This is a genomic window from Variovorax sp. 770b2 (assembly GCF_900115685.1).
Lineage (GTDB): Bacteria > Pseudomonadota > Gammaproteobacteria > Burkholderiales > Burkholderiaceae_C > Variovorax.
Genome location: NZ_FOXJ01000001.1, coordinates 268,226 through 287,680, shown reverse-complemented (window position 1 = coordinate 287,680; position 19,455 = coordinate 268,226). Strand labels below are relative to the sequence as shown.

At 68.1% G+C, this 19,455-nt stretch carries 20 protein-coding genes; 6 read left to right on the top strand and 14 right to left on the bottom strand.

The window, feature by feature from the left end; genetic code table 11:
- Window positions 1–333: 333 nt before the first annotated feature.
- Window positions 334–768, bottom strand: coding sequence for a PaaI family thioesterase (locus BM133_RS01260; protein ID WP_093431090.1), 435 nt, complete (start codon window positions 766–768; stop codon window positions 334–336).
- Between the two features lie 221 nt (window positions 769–989).
- On the opposite strand from BM133_RS01260, the gene BM133_RS01255 reads away from it, so the two are divergent.
- Entirely contained in the window at window positions 990–2,624 is a 1,635-nt protein-coding gene (locus BM133_RS01255) for a DUF4139 domain-containing protein (protein ID WP_093431089.1), read from the top strand.
- Window positions 2,625–2,634: 10 nt separating this feature from the next.
- On the opposite strand, the gene BM133_RS01250 is transcribed toward BM133_RS01255, so the two are convergent.
- The 7 genes from BM133_RS01250 to ylqF all read right to left on the bottom strand — a co-directional run bounded on the left by BM133_RS01250 (window position 2,635) and on the right by ylqF (window position 10,297).
- Window positions 2,635–4,815, bottom strand: a complete 2,181-nt coding sequence (locus BM133_RS01250; RefSeq protein WP_093431087.1) for a TonB-dependent receptor — start codon at window positions 4,813–4,815, stop codon at window positions 2,635–2,637.
- Window positions 4,816–4,858: 43 nt separating this feature from the next.
- Entirely contained in the window at window positions 4,859–6,340 is a 1,482-nt protein-coding gene (locus tag BM133_RS01245) for an ABC transporter permease subunit (RefSeq protein ID WP_093434941.1), read from the bottom strand.
- 16 nt (window positions 6,341–6,356) lie between these two features.
- Entirely contained in the window at window positions 6,357–7,757 is a 1,401-nt protein-coding gene (locus tag BM133_RS01240; protein ID WP_177224680.1) for an ABC transporter permease subunit, read from the bottom strand.
- Window positions 7,758–7,759: 2 nt separating this feature from the next.
- Entirely contained in the window at window positions 7,760–8,467 is a 708-nt protein-coding gene (locus tag BM133_RS01235) for an ABC transporter ATP-binding protein (protein ID WP_093431086.1), read from the bottom strand.
- Between the two features lie 127 nt (window positions 8,468–8,594).
- Complete coding sequence (gene ykgO / locus BM133_RS01230) at window positions 8,595–8,744, bottom strand: type B 50S ribosomal protein L36 (protein ID WP_013542562.1); 150 nt, start codon at window positions 8,742–8,744, stop codon at window positions 8,595–8,597.
- 91 nt (window positions 8,745–8,835) lie between these two features.
- The gene (locus tag BM133_RS01225; RefSeq protein ID WP_093431085.1) at window positions 8,836–9,285 is read right to left on the bottom strand and encodes a Fur family transcriptional regulator; all 450 of its coding nucleotides are present in this window, start codon (window positions 9,283–9,285) and stop codon (window positions 8,836–8,838) included.
- A 55-nt stretch (window positions 9,286–9,340) separates the two neighbouring features.
- Window positions 9,341–10,297: a ribosome biogenesis GTPase YlqF gene (ylqF, locus tag BM133_RS01220; protein ID WP_093431084.1), complete on the bottom strand. Its 957-nt coding sequence runs from the start codon at window positions 10,295–10,297 to the stop codon at window positions 9,341–9,343.
- Between the two features lie 226 nt (window positions 10,298–10,523).
- On the opposite strand from ylqF, the gene bamE reads away from it, so the two are divergent.
- From bamE to BM133_RS01205, 3 genes are all read left to right on the top strand, one after another.
- Window positions 10,524–11,123: an outer membrane protein assembly factor BamE domain-containing protein gene (gene bamE, locus BM133_RS01215; RefSeq protein ID WP_093431082.1), complete on the top strand. Its 600-nt coding sequence runs from the start codon at window positions 10,524–10,526 to the stop codon at window positions 11,121–11,123.
- 134 nt (window positions 11,124–11,257) lie between these two features.
- Window positions 11,258–11,686: a CBS domain-containing protein gene (locus tag BM133_RS01210; RefSeq protein WP_093431080.1), complete on the top strand. Its 429-nt coding sequence runs from the start codon at window positions 11,258–11,260 to the stop codon at window positions 11,684–11,686.
- A gap of 129 nt (window positions 11,687–11,815) precedes the next feature.
- Window positions 11,816–12,175, top strand: a complete 360-nt coding sequence (locus BM133_RS01205; protein WP_093431078.1) for an HPF/RaiA family ribosome-associated protein — start codon at window positions 11,816–11,818, stop codon at window positions 12,173–12,175.
- A 10-nt stretch (window positions 12,176–12,185) separates the two neighbouring features.
- Here the strand turns inward: BM133_RS01205 and BM133_RS01200 are convergent, their stop codons facing one another.
- The 5 genes from BM133_RS01200 to BM133_RS01180 form a co-directional block, all read right to left on the bottom strand.
- Window positions 12,186–12,665 (bottom strand): MerR family transcriptional regulator, encoded by a 480-nt coding sequence (locus BM133_RS01200; RefSeq protein ID WP_093431077.1) that lies wholly within the window; start codon window positions 12,663–12,665, stop codon window positions 12,186–12,188.
- Window positions 12,655–13,077: a nuclear transport factor 2 family protein gene (locus tag BM133_RS01195; protein WP_093431075.1), complete on the bottom strand. Its 423-nt coding sequence runs from the start codon at window positions 13,075–13,077 to the stop codon at window positions 12,655–12,657. Before BM133_RS01195 ends, BM133_RS01200 begins: the two co-directional genes overlap by 11 nt.
- Before the next feature lie 99 nt (window positions 13,078–13,176).
- The gene (locus tag BM133_RS01190; protein WP_093431074.1) at window positions 13,177–14,103 is read right to left on the bottom strand and encodes an SDR family NAD(P)-dependent oxidoreductase; all 927 of its coding nucleotides are present in this window, start codon (window positions 14,101–14,103) and stop codon (window positions 13,177–13,179) included.
- Window positions 14,104–14,222: 119 nt separating this feature from the next.
- Window positions 14,223–14,603: a response regulator gene (locus BM133_RS01185; RefSeq protein ID WP_093431072.1), complete on the bottom strand. Its 381-nt coding sequence runs from the start codon at window positions 14,601–14,603 to the stop codon at window positions 14,223–14,225.
- Window positions 14,604–14,826: 223 nt separating this feature from the next.
- A complete protein-coding gene (locus BM133_RS01180) occupies window positions 14,827–15,741 on the bottom strand; it encodes a LysR family transcriptional regulator (RefSeq protein WP_093431071.1) in 915 nt (304 codons plus the stop codon).
- A gap of 102 nt (window positions 15,742–15,843) precedes the next feature.
- Between BM133_RS01180 and BM133_RS01175 the strand changes: the two genes are divergently transcribed.
- Window positions 15,844–16,866, top strand: a complete 1,023-nt coding sequence (locus BM133_RS01175) for an aldo/keto reductase (protein ID WP_093431069.1) — start codon at window positions 15,844–15,846, stop codon at window positions 16,864–16,866.
- 103 nt (window positions 16,867–16,969) lie between these two features.
- The gene (locus tag BM133_RS01170; protein WP_093431068.1) at window positions 16,970–17,860 is read left to right on the top strand and encodes a cyclase family protein; all 891 of its coding nucleotides are present in this window, start codon (window positions 16,970–16,972) and stop codon (window positions 17,858–17,860) included.
- Between the two features lie 21 nt (window positions 17,861–17,881).
- Here the strand turns inward: BM133_RS01170 and gshA are convergent, their stop codons facing one another.
- Complete coding sequence (gene gshA / locus BM133_RS01165) at window positions 17,882–19,438, bottom strand: glutamate--cysteine ligase (protein WP_093431066.1); 1,557 nt, start codon at window positions 19,436–19,438, stop codon at window positions 17,882–17,884.
- Between the last annotated feature and the right edge of the window lie 17 nt (window positions 19,439–19,455).

Here is a 19,455-nt window from a genome sequence, read left to right as displayed (position 1 = left end):
AAACCAAACGTACAACTGTTTTCCGCCCTGAAGACCCGAACTGCGGAGGACGGATTGCGAGGTGGTGAGGCCGTCAGCTGCAGGTCAGTTCGGCTTTTTTAACAGTTGATTTCAGTTTGACTCAGAGGTCTTACGTCAAATTGCAAGTCGTTTACGTATTGGATCGCGGCATCTTATGAATCAGGCGCAATGGGGACTTTTTCAATTCATTCGACTGAATAGCGCTTTGACGCGCTGGTCATTCCTTGAATTTATGAATTGACGCAGGCAATGCAATTAAAACGATTGGGTTATTCCTGCTGAAAACCCGGAGATGGATCGCGCCGGAATCTCTCAGATCTTTGGCGCGGCGACCGCAGGCGCCTCCACGGGAACCAGGATGGCGCTGCCCGTGGCGAGCAACTTGAGCGCACCGCCCTGCGCCTGGGCTTCGGCGTACAGCTCGCCGGCGGCGAACACCTGCTTTCGCCCGGCCTTCACCACGCGTCCCCGCGCCACGAACACCTGCCCCACGGCGGGCGAGATGCAGTTCACGGAAAAATGCGAAGCCAGCACGCGCCCCGCCACCGTGGCTGCCGCGAAGCCGCAGACCGTGTCGAGCATGGCGCCGATGAGGCCCGCATGCAGGAAGCCGGCGTACTGGCCCATGTCCTCCTCGCGCCAGCGCATGCGCAGCTCGGCCTCGCCGTCGGCGGCGCGCGTGACTTCGAAGCCGGCCCAGCGGTTGAATGCAGCGGATTGGTTGATGGCCTGGATGGTGTCGAGCATGGAGGTTCTCCTTGGAACGGAAATGCATTGCGATAGGGACGAATCCACTCTACGAACCAGAGCCTTCGCGCGTCGTCGCACGCGTGACCGGAAACGCCGTGGCGGTTGCATTGGCGACAGCAGCACCCGTCTCGTCGATTTTTTTGACGCCGCCGTAACCCCGTTGAACGCGCCCGGCCGTATGAGTGGAGGTCAACCCACTCACTCCCGAAGGCTCTTCAATGAAAGCACCGTCCTGCGCTCTTGTGCTCCGCGCCACCGTCGTCGCCGCCACATGGCTGGTCCTGAGCGCCAGCGCCCAGGGCACGGCCCCAGCCCCGTCCGATTCGCGCATCACCCAGGTGAAGGTCTACCCAGGCAGCGCCACGGTGGAGCGCGTCGCGCGCGTCGCGGCCGGCAGCCGCTCGGTCACCTTCGCGTGCCTCCCGGCGGGGCTGGACGTGCAGAGCCTGCAGGTGTCGGCCGATGCGTCGGTGCGCGTGGGCGAGACCTCGGTGCTCGCCGAGCAACGCGAACTCTCGGCACGCTGCGCCACCAGCGCGCTCGACGGCCGCATCCGCGAACTCGAAGACCAGAAGGCCGCGCTGCAGGCCGAGAGCGATGCGTTCGGCATGGTCACGGGCTATCTCAAGGGCCTCTCGGGCGGCGGCGGTGAATCGGCCCAGGGCGCCCGCGCGCCGATGGACGCCCGCAACCTGGCCGCGATGACCGAGGCGATGCGCCGCACCGGGCAGGATTCGCTGCTCAAGCAACACCAGCTCGCGCGCAGGCAGGGCGACATCGACCGCCAGCTCAACCCGCTGCTCGCCGAGCGCACGCGTTCCCAGGGCAACGGTGCGCAGGTGGTGGCCGTGACGGTCACGCTGGCCGCCAGCGCCGATGCAGAGGTGAAGCTCAGCTACCAGGTCAACGGCCCGGGCTGGACGCCCACCTACCGCGCGTTGCTCGACACCGCCACGCAGAAGGTGCGCATCGAACGCCAGGCGCTGGTGGCGCAGGCCACGGGCGAAGACTGGCGCGGCGTGAAGCTGGTGCTCTCCACCGGCCAGCCGCGCCGCGAAACCACCGGCCGCATGCCGGGTGCATGGCGCATCGGCATCGAGCCGCCGCCGCAGCCGCAGCGCGCACGGGCCGACATGGCCTACCCTGCGGCGCCGGCTGCCGCAGCCATGGCGCCCATCACGAAGGAGTCGGCCATGGAACGCCGCGCGCCGCTGTTCGACGTGAGCGTGTTCGACAACAGCTTCGCCACCGAATTCTCGGTGCCCCAGAGCATCGACGTGCCCTCCGACGGCCAGCGCGTGACGATGGCGCTCGGCCAGTACGAGGACACGGCGAAGCTCGCCTCGCGCACCAGCCCGCGCGTGGACGCGAGCGCCTTCCTGGTCGCCGATCTCGCGCAGCCCAACGGTGTGTGGCCGGCCGGCCCGATGCAGCTCTACCGCGACGGCAATTTCGTCGGCAACGGCCAGTGGACGGCGCCGAACGATGCGCGCCTGACGCTCTCCTTCGGCCGCGACGAACTGGTGCGCGTGCAAGCCGAACCGGAGAAGGACAACCAGGGCACCGGCGGCTTCGCCGGCACGCGCGCCGAGCGCAAGGTGCAGCGCGCCTACGTGATCGAGAACCGCCACCGCACGCCCATCGCGGTGCAGGTGCTCGAGGCGGCGCCGGTGTCGGTCGACGAGCAGGTGCGCGTCGCCTCGCAGTTCTCGCCGCAGCCGGGCGAGCTCGCCTGGAACAAGCAGCCGGGCCTGGCGATGTGGCGCTTCGACCTGGACGCCGGCAAGACCGCGCGCGTGGCGGCCGACTACACCATCAGCTACCCGAAGGACGCGCGGCTGCAGATGCGCTGAGCGCGCGCCGTCAGAAGTCGAACTTGGCCGACACCTCGAAGGTGCGCCGCGGCGCCAGCAGTACCTGGCTGGTGGCGCGCCCCACCCAGGTGGCGTAGAGCTTGTCGGTGAGGTTGCGCACGCGAAGACTGAGCAGCGCGTTCTTCAGGCGGTAGCTCACCGCCGCATCCATGGTGGTGTAGCCGTTGATGCGGATCTGGTTGGCGGTGTCGGTGAACATGGGGCCGGTGCGGTTGAGCGACACGAAGTACTCGAACTTCGAGTTGTCGGGCCGGTAGGTCGCAAAGAGGTTGGCCACGCGCTCGGGCACGTTGGGCGGGGTCTTGCCCACGCGCGAGACGTTGCCCGCCTCCACCAGCGTGTCGAAGCGCGCATCGAGCGCCGCGAGGTTGCCTGCGAGCGTCCATTCGCGCGTCGGCTTCCACACCGCCGAGAGCTCCAGGCCGCGCGACGACTGGCGCCCGTTGTTCACCGTGTTGGCGGCGTTGTCCGGATCGCGCGAGAGCACGTTGTCCAGCTCGATCCTGTAGGCCGCCGCGGTCCACTCCAGGTTCGCCTCGGGCAGGCTCTGCTTGAAGCCCACCTCGGCCTGCTTGCCGCGCGACATCGGAAACGCCGCGTTCGATGCCGACAAGAGGAAGAGCGAATTCACCGGCAGCGTCGCGTTGGTGTACTGCGCATAGATGCTCGACTGCGGCGTGAGGTCGTACACCGCGCCGATGCGGCCCGAGGTGGAGCGGTAGCTCGCGCCAAAGCGCGTGTAGCTGCCCAGGTTGAGGTCGGTGATCGCACGGTCCACCTCGGTGCGGTCGTGGCGCAGGCCCCCGACCAGCGTGAGGTTGCGAATCGGCTTGAGCGCGTCTTCGACGAAGAGCGACGTGACCTTCACCTTCGACATCGTGTCGGTCCGGTTGCCGCCGCCCGTGCTGAGCGCCGGGTCGTCGTTGAAGAAGCCCACGTACGGATCGAACACCGGCACGCGCAGCAAGCTCGCCGTCGCCGCGCTGCCGTTGGAGAAGCGGCGCTGGCTGCCGAAGCGCGTCTCGCTGTATTCGCCGCCCACGACGAAGCGGTTGTCCATGCCGCCGATCGTGCCCTTGTGCGTGGCGTCGAAGCGGTCGAGCCAGAAGTCCTGGTCGTGGGTGATCAGCGTCTGGTCGCGCGCGATGCTGGCGGGTGCGACGAAGGTGGCGCTTTCGGAGTTGCGAAACACGCGGTTCGACTTGTTGGCCGAGAACTCGTTGCGCCACGACCAGCCGCCCTCGAGCTGGCCCGTGAGGCGCGCGCGCAGCCAGTAGGTCTCCGAGGCGTTGTCGTCGTCGAGCACGTTGTAGTTGGTGCGCGCCATGCGCCGGTCGATCACGCGGCCGTCGGGCGTGCTCACCACGTTCGTCGGCTGCGTGGCGAAGCTGCGCGGCACGAGCGGCGTGCCCCAGTAGGCATCGTTGTTGTCGCGCAGGTAGTCGAACGACAGGTCCAGCTTCACCGAGCCACCCAGGTCGAGCGCGAGGCCGCTGGTGAAGTGGTCGATGCGCTCGCCGTTGCGCTCGATGGTGCCGACCTTGGTGTCGTTGCGGCTGTAGTCGATGCGGTAGGCGCTCGCATCGCCGAGCGCGCCGCCGAAGCCGAAGGCCGCGCGCGTGGTGCCGTAGCTGCCATAGGAAAGCAGCGCCTCCTTGTGCGGGTTGTCGCGGTCGGGCCGCTTGGTCACGAAGTTGACGACGCCGCCGATCGCGCCTTCGCCGTCGAGCACCGAGGCCGGGCCCTTGAGCACTTCGATGCGGTCGTAGTTCCAGGTGTCCTGCACGCGGTTGGTGACGCCCGCGCCGGAGCTGCGCACGCCGTCGTAGAGGTACATGAGGCTGGTGAAGCCGCGCGTGGAGAGCGTCGTGGGCGACGACGGCGGCCCGCCGCCCGACAGGCCCGCCATGCCGCGCAGGGCCTCGCTGAAGGTGCGCGCGCCGCGCTGCTGGATCGCGTCCTGCGAGAGGATCTCGACGGAAGCCGGCGTCTCGCGCACCGAGAGGCCGAGCCGCGAGGCGGTGCCGCTCGACTCTTCCAGGTGCAGGCTGCTGGCATCGCGGCTGCCTTCTACGGTGATGGCGTCGAGGCCGGCGCTGCTCTGTGCATGCGCTGCCTGGAACGCGGTGACGGCGGCCACCGCCATGGCCGTGCGGGTGAACTGGATCATTGGACTGCCTGGTTGGAACGAAACTGAAAATCGGTGTGATGCACTAAGCGACCGAGAAGCGCCGCAGCCGCCATGCCGCGAGGCCGAAGAGCAGCAGGCTGGGCACCAGCAACTGCAGCACCGCGAGCGCGGCCTGGCCGCGCATCAGGCCGGCGGGCTCCTCCTGCCAGGCGAACGCGGGAATGCGGTCGAACCCGGAGGGCGTGAGCGCATCGCGCGCATCGATGCGCGGGAAGAAGAAGGCCTTCCACGCCTCGTGATGCGCGACGGTCTGCGCCTCGAAGCGGGCGTGGCGGCGTGCACCGTTGCCCGCCAGCGCAGTCATGCCTTCGTAGGCCACGGCCGCGGGCGACACCGCGCCGAAGCGGCCGAGCAGCTGCTGCTGGCGTGCCTGCTGCGCATCGAAACGATCGAGCGCCGGGCGGATCGCCTCGTCGACTTCGCGCTCGATCCTGTAGTTGGCCAGCGCGCGGCCGGCGATCTCGATCTTGCCGTTGCGCGGCACGAGGATCGCGCCGTGGCCCACGTGCTGGTACTCGGTGCCCAGCAGGTCCTGGTGGCGCTTCATCGCCTCGGCCGTGACCACGCGCTGGCGCGTGGCGAGCTCGGTGCGCGAAGGCGCCGGCGCGGCCTGCGTGACGGCAAGGTTGAGCAGCACCGGCGCGACCAGCACCAGCATCACCCACGCGATGACCAGCACCATCGCATTGGTCGCCGACGAAGCGCCGAAGGCGTTCACCGCGACCACCAGCGCGAACCAGAAGAGCGCATACGCGCCCACGAGCAACGCCCACCAGAGCGTCGCGCCGCCCATCTCGCTGGACGCGCCGGCGAACCCCGCATGGCGCGCGATCCACAGCACCGTCACCGGCAGCAGCACGGCGGGCCCCAGCAGCACCGCGGCGCGCACCGTGAGCTTGCCCGCGAGCAGCGTGCGCAAGCGCAGCGGTTGCGAGAGAAGCAACCGCAAGGTGCCGTTCTCGCGCTCGGCCGACAAGAGGTTGTAGCTGAGCGCGAAGATCAGCAGCGGCAGCAGGTACACGATGACGAAGGCCAGGTCGAAATGCCCGCTCAGCAGGTGCCACGGGTTCTCGATGTCGCTGGGGTTCATGAACACCACGCGGCTCTGGTTCGTGACCTTGTACTGGCTCGGGAACAGGTCGCTCTGCCCCAGCGCGACCGGGCCCAGCGGCGCGGTCGGCAGCAGCGCGTGCTGGCCGCCGTAGCCGCTCGCCATGCGCGACGGATCGGCCGGGTTCTCGAACGGCGTGGGCTGCGCGGTGCCGGCGAGGATGGCCTCGAGCTGCACGCGCTGGCCGGCGCGGGTGTCGCGGTCGGCCTGCGCGACGGCCGCCTGTGCGCGGTCGCGCTTGGCGGTCTGCACGAGGCCGTTGGCGAGCGCATAAGACACGAGCAGCAGGAACAGCGCGCCGACGATCCAGAGGCCGCGTTCGGCGAGCATCAACCGGATTTCCTGGCGCATCACGGCCAGCAGGCGGCGGCCTTGCGGAGGATGGATGGACATGTGATTCATCCCTCTCTCAGAGCGCGCGCTGGCGCACGGTGGCGAAGGCCGCGAACGCGACCGCCAGCAGCAGGCCGACGCACAGCACCGCAAGGCTGCGCGCCTGGTGCATCAGCGCCCATCGCGCGCCCGGCGGGTGGTAGTCGAACGGCGGCACGGTGGCCCAGAGCTCGGGCGTGGCCTGGTAGGAGAAGTGGCGATCGCCCAGCGGATCGGCGTGCGCCACCAGGTCCTTGCTCATCAGGTCCTGGATGTTGCGGCGATGCAGTTCGGCCGCGGTCGTGAAGCGGCGGTGGTGCGAGAAATCGGTGCCCGCCATGCCCATCGAGAAACTGCGGATCGCGAGGAGCGGCAGCACGAGGCCGCTCCACTCCTGCACGGCCTGCTGCTGCTCCCAGGTGTCCCAGAGGCGCCCGTAGTGGCGGTCGTACACGGGGTACGAGGCCTGGTCGTCCAGCCGCAGCGCGATGCCCCATTTGCTGAGCGGCACGTCGCGGCCCCAGCGCTCGGTGGTGCCAAAGTTCTCTTGCCAGACCTTGTCGGACACCGTCTTCAGGTCAGCGCCGAGCTGCTGGTTGAATTCCAGCCGCGTCGGGCTCGGGAACCAGCTGCGCGAGAGCTCAGAGAGCACGCGCGGCGCCATCACTGCCTGCCCGATCCACAGCGCCAGCAGCACGGTGATCGCGGTGCGCGAAGTGGCCGACATCGCCGACACGCCCAGCACGAGGAACACGAAGATGCCCAGGTACACCGCGTAGCCGAGCGCCCATGCGGCCAGCCGCAGCAGCGCGTCGATCCGCTCGCCTTGCCCCGCGCCCGCGGCCACCGCGAGGGCCGCGACGATGGCGGCCGGCACGAGCAGCACCGCGAGCGAGGCCGACAGCGCCAGCGCCTTGCCGGCCAGGAGCCGCAACGGCGCCACGCCCAGGCTCAGCGTCTGCCGCAGGATGCCCTGCTCGCGCTCGCCCGCGAAGGCGTTGAAGCCGAGCACGATCACCAGCAGCGGCCCGAGCACCTGCAAGATCCAACCGACCGAGAGATTGCCGAAACGCTGCAGGCCGGTCGCGTCCTGCGCGGCGTTGAACTTCACCTCGCTCTGCCGGTGCGCCTGCAGCCACACGGTGCTGCCGATGAAGGGGTTGATGCCCGGGTCGACCATCGACAGCGGCGGCTCGGGCTTGAAGGCGTGCATGCCTTGGTGGGCGGCATCGTGCGGATGGCGCTTGTCCTGGTGCAGCCAGTCGCGGTAGTCCATCGCCTGCGCGGCGACCTGCTCGGCGTGGGCATCGCGCTGGTGGGCCCAGCCCACGGCGAGCGCGGTGAAGAGCAGCACCACCACCAGCCCGCCGGCCCAGTAGAGGCGGCCGTCGCGCAGGCGTTCGAGAAATTCGCGTCGTGCGATCCAGTGCAGCAACATGGTCAGGCCCTCATGTGCTGCAGGTAGAGCGCCTGCAGGTCGGTGTGCACGATCTGCACTTCGCCATCGAGGCTTTCGACCAGGCGCCCTCGCTTCATGATGCCGACGCGCGTGGCGGTCTGCTGCGCGTGGAACAGGTCGTGCGTGGTGGTGAGCACGGCCACGCCGTTGTCTGCGGCGCGACGCAGGAGGTCCGAGAACTCGGCGGCCGCGTGCGGGTCCAGCCCCGAGGTCGGTTCGTCGAGCAGCAGCGCCTTCGCCTCCTTGGCGATCGCCACAGCGATCCACACCTTCTGGCGCATGCCCTTCGAATACGCGGAGACGCGCTTGTCCGCGGCCGCGTGATCCAGCCCCACCTCGGTCATCAGCTCGAGCAGGCGCGAGCGCGGCAGTTCGCGGCCGAGCGCAAGGCCCGCGAAGAAGCGCAAGTTCTCCAGGCCCGAGAGCGTGCCATACAGCGTGACCTGCTCGGGGATGTACGCCACGTCCTGCTTGGTCGCGACCGGGTGGCGCGTGACGTCCACGCCGTTGATCTGCACCGTGCCGGCGGTCGGCACGATGAAGTTCAGGAACAGGTTGATGGTCGTCGTCTTGCCCGCGCCGTTCGCGCCCAGCAGGCAGTAGATGTCGCCGCCGCGGATATCGAGGTCGAGGCGGTCGAGCGCGGTGTGCGCGCCGTACTGTTTGGTGAGGCCGATGGCTCGGAGCATGGACAGGGTTCCCGTGAAAAGAAAAGACGCGCGCAGGCCTGCGGCGGCGCGGGGTGCGCCGATGCAGATCGGTTCAGTCGTGGGGATGTGCAGGCGGGAGGCACCCCGCCTTGCGGTCAGCGCCGCTTCAGCGCTTGTTCTTGTTCTTCGCGCCGCCCTGCCGCGCCTTGAAGCGCGGGTTGGACTTGCAGATGACGTAGGTGCGGCCGCGCCGCGTCACCACCTGGCAATCGCGGTGACGCTTCTTCGCTTCCTTGAGTGAGGACAGGACTTGCATAGGGGTCGATCGGAAAGGTTCGGACCCGTGACTATACGTTATTGAGAATTCATTCTCAATAACATCGCGAAGCTGGCGGCAGCCTGACGCTTCAGTGCGCCTTGCGCCCGCCCGCCTTGTCGCCGGCCTCGACGCACGTTGCGCACAGCCCATGCAGCGTCACCTCGTGGCTCTTGACCTGAAAGCCCTTGGGCGCGAGATCGTCCATCGGCCCCGGGCATGCGTGCAGCAGGAACACCTGTCCGCAGCCCGAGCAATGGAAATAGTGATGGTGGTGGTCGGCCTCTTTGCCGTCGTGGTGCGCGTGGCGGTGCGCGGCGGGTTTGCAGGCCACTTCGTAGCGTGCCGGTTCGCCCGGCAGTTCGACCTTTGCGATCTCCCCGTCGGCCAGCAGCAGGGAGACCTGGCGGTACACGGTGGAGAGGCTGATCTCGGGCACGATCTCGCGTGCGTGCTCGAGGATTTCCGGTGCGGTGAGGACGCGGCCGGCGTCGCTGAAGGCGGAGAAAACGGCGTTGCGCTGGCGCGTGAGGCGTTGCATGTTTCGATGATAGTGAGCGGTGCGTTTCCGTTCAGCCGGGGGCTTCGATGCCCGTTCAGTCCGCAGCCGCGGGCTCGTCGCCGGACTTGCGCTTCTTCCCGCGCGCCGCCTTCTTCGCCGCACGCTCCGCATCGACACGCTGCCCTTCGGCCAGCCACAGCGCGAACTCCTCGGGCGTCTCCAGCGTGATGCGGCCCAGGTTGCCCGCGCGGAATTCGTGCATCACGATTTCCGCCGCCTTCTGCAGGTTGACCCGGCCCTTGCCCAGCAGCGCGCCGCGCTTGCGGCCAATGGTGTCGAGCACGTCCTCGTCCTTCATGCCGGCGATGGTCGCGGCGTCGAGCTCGACCAGCTTGAAGCGCTCGGCAATGCCCGCGGCGTAGTGCGTCTTCAGGTAGCCGAGGAGTTCGAGCGCCACTTCCTCTTCGTCGAAGGCATTGCGCCCCACCGCACCGCTGGCCGCGAGGTTGTAGCCGCTCTTGGGCACCACGATGCGCGGCCACAGCATGCCGGGCGTGTCCCACAGGTAGAAGTCGTCGGCCAGCGTGATGCGCTGCTCCAGCTTGGTGATGCCGGCCTCGTCGCCGGTCTTGGCCTTGCGCCCGCCGGTGAGCGTGTTGATGAGGGTGGACTTGCCCACGTTGGGAATGCCGCAGATCAAGACGCGCATCGGCTTGGCCATGCCGCCGCGATTGGGCGAGAGCGCGTGGCAGGCCTTCACGATCTGCTGCGCGGGCATGGTCTGGCTCGCATCGAGCCCGATGGCGCGCGTGGCGGGCAGCGCGTTGTAGTGCGCGAGCCAGAGCGCCGTGCGCGCGGGGTCGGCCAGGTCCTGCTTGTTGAGCACCTTGAGCGTGGGCCGGCCGGCCGTGAGCTCGGCCAGCATCGGGTTGGCGCTGGAGCCGGGCAGCCGCGCGTCGAGCAGCTCGATGACCACGTCGATGTCCTTCACCCGCTCGGTGATGGCCTTCTGGGTCGTGTACATGTGCCCGGGGAACCACTGGATCGCCATCGATGGATGCTCTTTCTTTCGCGCTCTTTCGCGCTGACTGGGAGGGGTTTGGCAGAGAGCCGGCCCGCAGGCCGGACGGGCATTGTGAACCGGGAACCTGAACGGCTCCGCGCCGCTATCTTTTCCATAGCTGTAAACCCTATTCTGCCTTCGCCTGCCCCGGCTTCGCCCCTAGAATCCGCGCGCTGCGACCCCGCAGCCATTCCAACAACACCGAGGGAAATCCATGTTCAAGCGCCTTGCCGCTGCCGCCGTGCTGGCAGCCACCGTCGTGCCCGTGTCCGTCGTCCACGCCCAGCGTCCTTCGCCGCCGCCCGGCCCGCTGATCAACGGCTACCTGTGCTGCAACATGCGCACCTACGGCGACTCGATCAGCGACATCAACTACGACGAGCAGGGCACGAGCATCGTCGCCGTGGGCACCCCGGCGCGCATCACGGCCTACGACTTTCGCTTCTTCAATCTTGAGCTGGCGGGCAAGCCCCAGCGCATCAAGAACGACTACAGCCGCAACATCCCGCTGATCGACTTTGCCAAGCGCTACGTGGTCACCGAGGATCCGAAGCAGAAGATGGCCGCCTTCCCGCCCGCGGTCAGCACCGCCATCCGCGCCGGCAAGGTGATGCCCGGCATGACGCGGGAGCAAGTTCTGATGGCCATCGGCTACCCCGTGGCCGGCGAGAACCCCAGCCTGGACGCCACCACGTGGCGCTACTGGCGCGACAGCTGGTCCGAGTACCAGGTGAGCTTCGACGACAAGGGCCTGGTGAAGGGCGTGGTGGGCGACCCGGTGGCGCTCAGCCGCGTGCTGGCCGCGACGCCTTAAGTTCTCGCGCGTGGGCACACGCGCAATCCCCTAGAGGGTTTTGCATCGCGGGGGGCTTGTCCGCCCCTATGATTTGACCGAGTGCGGCGCCAGCGGCGTCGGTCGAATCAAAACTTTTTTGTGGAGTGACCGCGATGAAACCTGTCTCCGAACTGCTCAAGCGCCACGACTCCGCCGCCTGGCGCACGGCGCCCGACACCAGTGTGTTCGATGCGCTGGCCACGCTGGCCCGCTTCGAGGTCGGCGCGCTCATGGTGATGGACGGCGAGAAGCTCGTGGGCTTTCTCTCCGAACGCGACTACACCCGCAAGGTCGCGCTGCAGGGCAAGAACTCCAAGGAAGTGAAGGTCTCGGAGATCATGACGCCCGACGTGATGACCGTCACACCGCAAACCCGCACCCGCGCCTGCATGGCGCTGATGAGCCAGCGCAAGTTCCGCCACCTGCCGGTGGTCGACGGCGACAAGGTGGTGGGCATGATCTCGATCCAGGACCTGATGGACGACATCATCAGCGAGCACGAGCAGACGATCACCCAGCTGACCAGCTACATCCAGAGCTGAGCCACTGCCCCGGCATTGCCGCATTGCGGACCCTGCCCGGCGCGTGGGTAGGGAATAGACCTACGCACGGCACGGCGTCGGAGGGCGCACAGTGGGCTTTCGTTCATCCATCCAGCAGAGGGACATTGCATGCAGATTCAGGTCAACACGAGCAACGGTATCGAGAACAAGGACACGCTGGAACGCTGGGCCGACACGGAGATCAAGCAGCAACTGAGTCGTTTCGTCGAAGACGTGACGCGCATCGAGGTGCACCTGAGCGACGAGAACCACGACAAGGCCGGCGGCGGCGACAAGCGCTGCGTGATGGAGGCCCGCCTTGCCCACCACCAGCCGCTGGCAGTGACACAGCACGGCAACACGCTCGACGAGGCCTTCCGCGGCGCGGCCGACAAGCTCAAGCGCCTGCTCGACAGCACGCTGGGACGCCTGAACAACCATCGCGACCGCGATTCGATCCGCAAGGACAGCGGCTTCGTCGCGGAATAGCAGCCGGCGTTCAGGGCGCCTTGCGCCGTTTCGGCGGTGCGGCGCGCGGCGTGTCCGCGGGAATCAGCGGCGGGCGGTGGCCGCTGGCCATCCACGCATCGTAGAAATCGATCTTGCGATCGACCAGCGTGAGCGCCTTTTTCCAATCGGCAATGGTTTCCGTCACGCGCGCGCGGTGCGCAGCGAGCATGTCGCGGCGCTGCTGCAGCGTGGCCTTGCCCTGCAGCGCGAGCGCGGTGTATTCGCGCATCTCGGCGATCGACATGCCGGTGCGGCGCAGGCGCTCCATCAGGTCGAGCCAGCCGACGTGCAGCTCGCCGTAGAGGCGGCGGCCGCCATCGTCGCGGGCCACGCCGGGCACGAGGCCCTGCGTCTCGTACCAGCGAATGGCGTGCACCGTGCGGCCGGTGCGCGTGGCCAGCTCGCCGATGTGGAAGGGCGTGCCCTTCACGACCGGTGCCGCAGGTGTAGCCGGCGCGCTAGCCGGCATGCGCGGCAACCGGCGGCGCCTGGAGCGCCTCCTGGACCAGTGCGGTGTCGAAGTACTCGGTCAGCTCTTTCACCTTGCCTCCTTCGAGTCGGTAGACGTAGCAGTAGCGGTTGTTGTAGCGCTTGCCGGCCTTGGTGGGCACGTCGCCGCTGAACAGCACCACCACCCGGTCGCCCTCGGCAATGATGCGCTCAGTCTTGCTCGCGTACGGCGCGGCGAACTGCGCGAAGAGCGGCGCGATCAGCTCCTCGCGGATGGCCGCCTTGCCCGCGTAGGTGCGCGACCAGGGCGTGGTGCCCTCCAATGTCCAGCTGGCGTCGTCGGCCAGGCTGTCGATGAAGGCCTGGCCGTTGCCCCTGTCCAGCTCCGCGTGGATGTGCTGGACCAGGGCCTTGTTGTCGATCGTGTTCATGGCTTTTCCTTGGCAATTGAATGAACCGGAAGTCCCGGTGAATTCATTGGAAATGCTCGAGTGCGCTCCAGGTCAAGCGCCATGAACAGGGTCGCTCGCTCAGCCTCTCTTGGCGTTCGCCATGGCCTTGGCGACTTCGTTGCCGCCCTGCGCGGCGCCGCTCTGCGGCACGGCTTCGTCTTCGCGCGAGGTCACCTTGGCCAGCCGCGCGGCCAGTTGCTCCGCCGCGTCCGGGCCGTTGCCCAGCCACACGCCCTGCGTGAGCGTGATATGCGCCGCCTCGAACACGCCGGCGCCCGCGCAGAGCACCGTGCGGTTGGGCGCGTCCTGCGCGGCCAGCACCAGCATCGCGGGCACCACGGCCTCGGGCTGGAAAGCCTCGAGCATCTCCTTGGGGAACAGGTCCTCGGTCATGCGGGTGGCGGCGGTGGGCGCCAGGCAGTTCACGCGGATGTCGTTCTTGGCGCCCTCGATGCTCAGCGTCTGCATGAGGCCCACGAGCGCGAGCTTGGCGGCGCCGTAGTTGCTCTGGCCGAAGTTGCCGTACAGGCCCGAGGACGAGGTGGTCATCACGATGCGCCCGTACTTCTGTTCGTTCATGAGCGCCCAGACCGCCTTGGTGCAGTTCACCGCGCCCATCAGGTGCACGTCGACCACCAGCTTGAAGTCGGCGATCTCCATCTTGGCGAAGCTCTTGTCGCGCAGGATGCCGGCGTTGTTGACCAGGATGTCGACGCGGCCCCAGGCCTCCACCGCCTGCTTCACCATGGCCTGCACGGCCTGGAAGTCGGTCACCGATGCGCCGTTGGCAATGGCCTGGCCACCGGCCGCCACGATCTCGTCGACCACCGCCTGCGCGGCGCTCACCGAGCCGCCGGAGCCATCGCGCGCGCCGCCCAGGTCGTTGACCACCACCTTGGCGCCGCGGGCTGCCAGGGCCAGCGCATGCTGGCGGCCGAGGCCGCCGCCCGCGCCGGTCACGATGGCCACGCGGCCCTTGAAGTCGATGGTGTTGCTGCTGCTCATGGGTGGGGGTCTCTCTTCGCTGCTTTCGTTGGGGAGTGCTCAGGCCTTGCCGCTCGGCGGCAGCGTGGCGTTTTACCCCAGAAAAGCGCCGCGACGCCGCTGCGCGCGCGCGGCCCCAGTCACCCGTGCGACGGCTGCATGGTGGCGCAGTACGCCACCAGCTGGTCGAGCTCGGCCGATTTGTCGAAGAAGGCGTCGGCACCCAGGTGCGTCGAGCGATCGCGCATGTCGGCCGTGGCGTAGTTGCTGAGCACCACCACCTTCTGGTGCGGTGCGCGGTTGCGGCAGGCCTTGATCACGCCCAGCCCGTTGCCCCGCTTGAGGAACAGGTCGACGATGGCCAGGTCCCAATCGTCGCGATGCTGGCGCAGCCAGCCGACCGCCTCTTCCTCGGTGCTGGCCGAGGCCACGACCTGGGCATCGGCGACGTCCTCCAGGAATCCGACGAGGTTCTCGCGGATCACGGGACTGTCCTCCACGAGGTAGGCCTTGAAAGTCATGATGAAACCGATGGGTCGGAGCTTGTGCGGTGCATGGCGTCATCCTCGCAGCGCAGCAGAGGCGCGCGGTGAGCCATGCAGGCCAATGCCTGTAGGCGTTCTGCCCCCGCGCTTGTCGTCTGCGGGCGGCGCGTTGCGAAGTCTCGGCAATTCACGCGCAGCGCCGCGGTCGCGGTGGCCGCCGTGCCGCATCGTTCGAAGCCCGTGCTGACGGGCAGACGCGCTACAGGGCCGGCCTGCTCTCCGGCCGGGCGCCCTCCAGCAGCGTCATGCGGAAGACCTCGACCAGCGGCCGCAGGTTGACGTTGTGCCAGGCCGCCCACAGCGGCGTCCTGTAGGTGAACCATGGCAGCTCGCGCAGCACCACGCCGGCCGGTGCGTGCCGACGCAAACTGCTCTGCACCATCGCCACGCCCAGGCCCGCGGCCACCAGCCCCAGCGCGGTGAGCGGCTCGGCGGCCTCCATCGAGATGTTCGGCGTGAAACCCGCCTTGGCGCAGGCGGCGACGAAGCCGTCGTGCGTGAGCGCGCTCTCCTTGTGCTGCACCGCGATCCACTCCAGCTTGCCGAGTGCGGCCGGTGTCAGCTTCGCGGCCGAGGCGAGCGGATGCGAATCGGGCAGCGCCAGCAGCATCGGGTCGCTCATCAGTTGCGCGCCTTGCAGGTCGGGATCGCTCGCCAGTGGCGGCTCGCACACCAGCGCGATGTCCAGGCTGCGCTGGCGCAGCCCCTCCAGCTGGTCCGCCGACTGCAGGTTGTAGAGCGCGACGTGCACCGCCGGCCGCGTGGCACGCAGGGTGCGCAACGCATCGGACAGCACGCCCGAGTGCATGGCGTTCTCGATGTAGCCGATGCACAGCCCGCCTTCGTCGCCGCGCCCCAGCCGGCGCGCCAGCGACTCCAGGCGGTTGGCGTGCGTGAGCAGCGCGCGCGCCTCCGCCAGGAAGGTGCGGCCGTCGGCCGTGAGGCGGATGCGCTGCTGGCTGCGCTCGAACAGCGTGAGCCCGAGCCGCTCTTCCAGCTGCGCGATCTGCCGGCTCAGCGGGGATTGCGAGATGTGCAGCCGCTCGGCGGCACGGCCCACATGCTCGTCTTCCGCGACGGCGACGAAATAGTGAAGTTGGCGGATGTCCAGCATTTAAGACCTGTTGAGACTCAAGTTTCACCAATTATGTCTTGGACAGACTCAACTCGGAAATCTACAGTGAACCCAGCCGACAACCAACAAGGACTTTCTTTCATGAGCATCAAGGACAAACTCCCCGGCCTCCTGGGCTTCGGCACCGCACCGCTGGGCAACATGTTCCGCAACATCCCCGAGGCCGAAGCCCTCGCCACGGTCGATGCGGCCTGGGACCACGGCATCCGCTATTTCGACACGGCGCCCTTCTACGGCGCGGGGCTGGCCGAGATCCGCCTGGGCGCGGCGCTCGCGAAGCACCGGCGCGACGACTACGTGCTCAGCACCAAGGTCGGCCGCCTCGTGCTGGACGAAACCGAAGAGACGGCCACGCGCGACCTCGGCGAAAAAGGCGGCCTCTTCGAGTTCGGCCGGCCGAACAAGCTGGTCAACGACTATTCGGCGGACGCCACGTTGCGCTCGATCGAGGACAGCCTCGAGCGCCTGGGCACCGACCGGCTGGACATCGTCTGGGTGCACGACATCGCGCAGGACTTCTACGGCGACGAATGGCTCGCGCAGTTCGAAATCGCCCGCAAGGGCGCCTTTCGCGTGCTGACGCGCCTGCGCGAGGAAGGCGTGATCAAGGCCTGGGGCCTCGGGGTCAACCGCGTGGAGCCGTGCGAGCTGACGCTGGACCTGAACGAAGCAAAGCCCGACGGGTTCCTGCTGGCCGGCCGCTACACGCTGCTGGACCACGCGCGCGCCCTGCAGCGCCTGATGCCGGCCGCGGCGAAGCAGGACGTGGACATCGTCGTGGGCGGCCCGTACAGCTCGGGCATCCTGGCCGGCGGCACGCACTTCGAGTACCAGAAGGCATCGCCGGAAATCATCGCCAGGGTCGAGCGCATCAAGGCCGTGGCCGAGCGCCACCAGGTCGGCATCAAGGCGGCTGCGCTGCAGTTCCCGCTGGCCAATCCGGCGGTGGCTGCGGTGATTCCCGGCGCGAGCCGCCCCGAGCGCATTGCGGAAGACCAGGCGGCGCTGGCCGCGGTGATTCCCGCGGCGTTCTGGGACGAGATGCGCGCGCAGAAGCTCATCGCAGCCGATGCGCCGACGCCGGCGAGCCGCAAGGAGAACTGAGAAGCCCGCCTGCTGCCGCCGTCCTACACGCCCGGCGCGGGCGCTTCGGTACGGTGGATCAGCCGCTGGACACCCGTCCCGCGAACAACCTGGAAAGCTACGCATGACAAAGACTGAACCGAGCGCCGACTGGTATCCCTCCGTCTATGGCGCGGACGACGAGATCGGGGCGGCGAACCTGTTGACGCCCGACGTTCTCTTGCAGGCCGTCGGGCTGGTCAGGAAAGGAAAGGCCCTGCCGCTGGCGGTCGAGGTCAACCGGCAGACGCCGGCCTTCCGCCACCGCAGCTTCAAGCTCTTCAACGTCCAGCCCGGGCAGCAGGCGGGCCTGTCGAGCGGCCCCAACAAGTTCACCTTCAACGACGAGCTCGTGGAGGGCTGGACGGGCGTGGGCACGCAGCTCAACGGCATCGGCCACATCGGCATCGACAACGTCTACTACAACGGCAACAAGGCGGCCGATTTCGTGACCATCGAGGGCGTGAAGAAACTGGGCATCGAGAAGGTGCCGCCGCTGGTCACGCGGGGCGTGGTGCTGGACATGGCCGCGCACTACGGCCAGCCCATCGTTGCGGAGACCACCGAGTTCAGCGTGGCGGACATCCAGGCCGTGCTGAAGAAGGCCGGCCTGACGCTGAGAAAAGGCGATGTCGTCCTGTTCAACACCGGCTGGCTGGAGTTGATCGGCAAGGACGACAAGCGCTTTCTCGAAGCCGAGCCCGGCATCGGCATGGAAGCCGCGCGCTGGCTCGCGGAGCGGCAGATCGTGGCCTTCGGCGGCGACACCTGGGCGTCCGAAATCTATCCCGGCAAGAGCGGGGAAGAATTCCCCGTCAACCAGTTCATGCTGGCCAGGCATGGCATCTACAACCTCGAACTGATCGACACGCGGGCGCTGCTGCGCGAGGGCGTGCGCGAGTTCCTGTTCGTGCTGGGCCAGCCGCTGTACACCGGCTCGACGCAGGTGAACATCAACCCGGTGGCGATCTTCTAGAAGATCGCGGGCTTCCTCCCGCTAGGCAGCGACCGCCATGCGGCCCCGGGCGATGCCCAGCCGCGCGGGCGAGACGTACTGCTCGCGGTAGATCTCGAAGGGCATGGTGTCGGCCGCCTCGATGCGCTTTTGCTCCTGGATCGACTCGGCGGTCATGCGCTCGAACCCGGCCTGCTGCTCGGGCGAGAACGGCAGGGCCAGCAGCGCGGCGCGGGTCTGTTCCGACTGGGCGCGCACGAAGCCGATGAACGAGTTGCCGTGCTGCTGCTCGATGGCCGCGAGCACGCGGGCCGAGGGCAGGCTGTCGGGGTTCCGCAGCGCGGCCCGGGCGGCTTTCACCGCGTCGGTGTGCTGCGTGCCGCCCTGCGCGGCGTCCAGCGCGGCGGCGATGGGCAGGCACTCTTCGACCAGTTCGACGCCCCAGTCGGTCAGCGTCACTTCGCTGCCGGCGCGCGCGAGAAGCAGGCCCGGCTCGCGGCCGCGCGCGGCGGTCAGGTGCTGGTTGCGCGCGAGGTCGGCGATTTCCTCGGGGGTGTCATCGGGGCTGTCGCAGAGGAGGCAGTGCAAGAGGAAGACATCGATGAAGCGCATGGTCTGCGCGTTGATGCCGACGGTCTCGAAGGGGTCCAGGTCCATGAGGCGCACCTCGACGTACTCGACGCCGCGCTCGCGCAGCGCATGCAGCGGGCGCTCGCCGGGGTTGATCACGCGCTTGGGGCGGATGGTGCCGTAGAACTCGTTCTCGATCTGCAGCAGGCTGGTGCCCAGCTGGTTGTAGTCGCCGCCCAGGTTGCGGATGCCGATGGCCTCGTAGCCCGGCCAGGGCCGCGTGAGCGCGTCCTGCAGCGAGGCGCCGTAGCCGTCCAGGCTGTTGTAGCTCACGGCCAGCGAGGCCTGCGCGTCGCTCTGGTAGCCCAGGCGCCCCATGCGCAGCGAGGTGCCGTGCGGCATGAACATGCTGCCGTCGCCCAGCGGCTGCAGCTCGTGCGGACGGCCCGCGACGAAACTCGAACACAGCGCCGGCGAGGCGCCGAACAGGTACAGCAAGAGGAAGGCGTGGCGGCGGAAGTTTCGGATCAGCGCGAAGTACTGTTCGCTCGACACGTCGGGCAGCGACCAGTTGTAGTGGATGCCCGAGATGGTCTGCATGCGGCGGCCGTAGCGGTGGCTCAGGCCCATGCGGTAGACGCTCTTGGCGCGGCCCACGTTCGACGAGCCGTAGCGGCCGATGGGAATGGTCTCGTCGGTCGGCAGGCCGCAGGGCATGCTGGAGACCCAGAGGCGCTCGTCGCCCAGCTGGTCGAGCACGCGGTAGGTGAACTGGTGGACCCGGGTCAATTCTTCCAGCGCCGATTCGACGCCGCCGTGCACGCCCGTGATGAGTTCGAGCTGCGATTCGCTGAAGTCGGTGGTGATGTGGGGATGCGTGAGCGCCGAGCCCAGGGCCAGCGGATGCGGCGTCAGCGCGAGCTTGCCGTCGGGCAGCGCGCGCAGGCTTTCCTTCTCGATGCCGCGTCGCATGCCCATAAGGCGTGCGGCCGAAAGGGCACCGAGCCTCTCCTGCAATCTGTTGCTCATATTGTTATGACCCATCA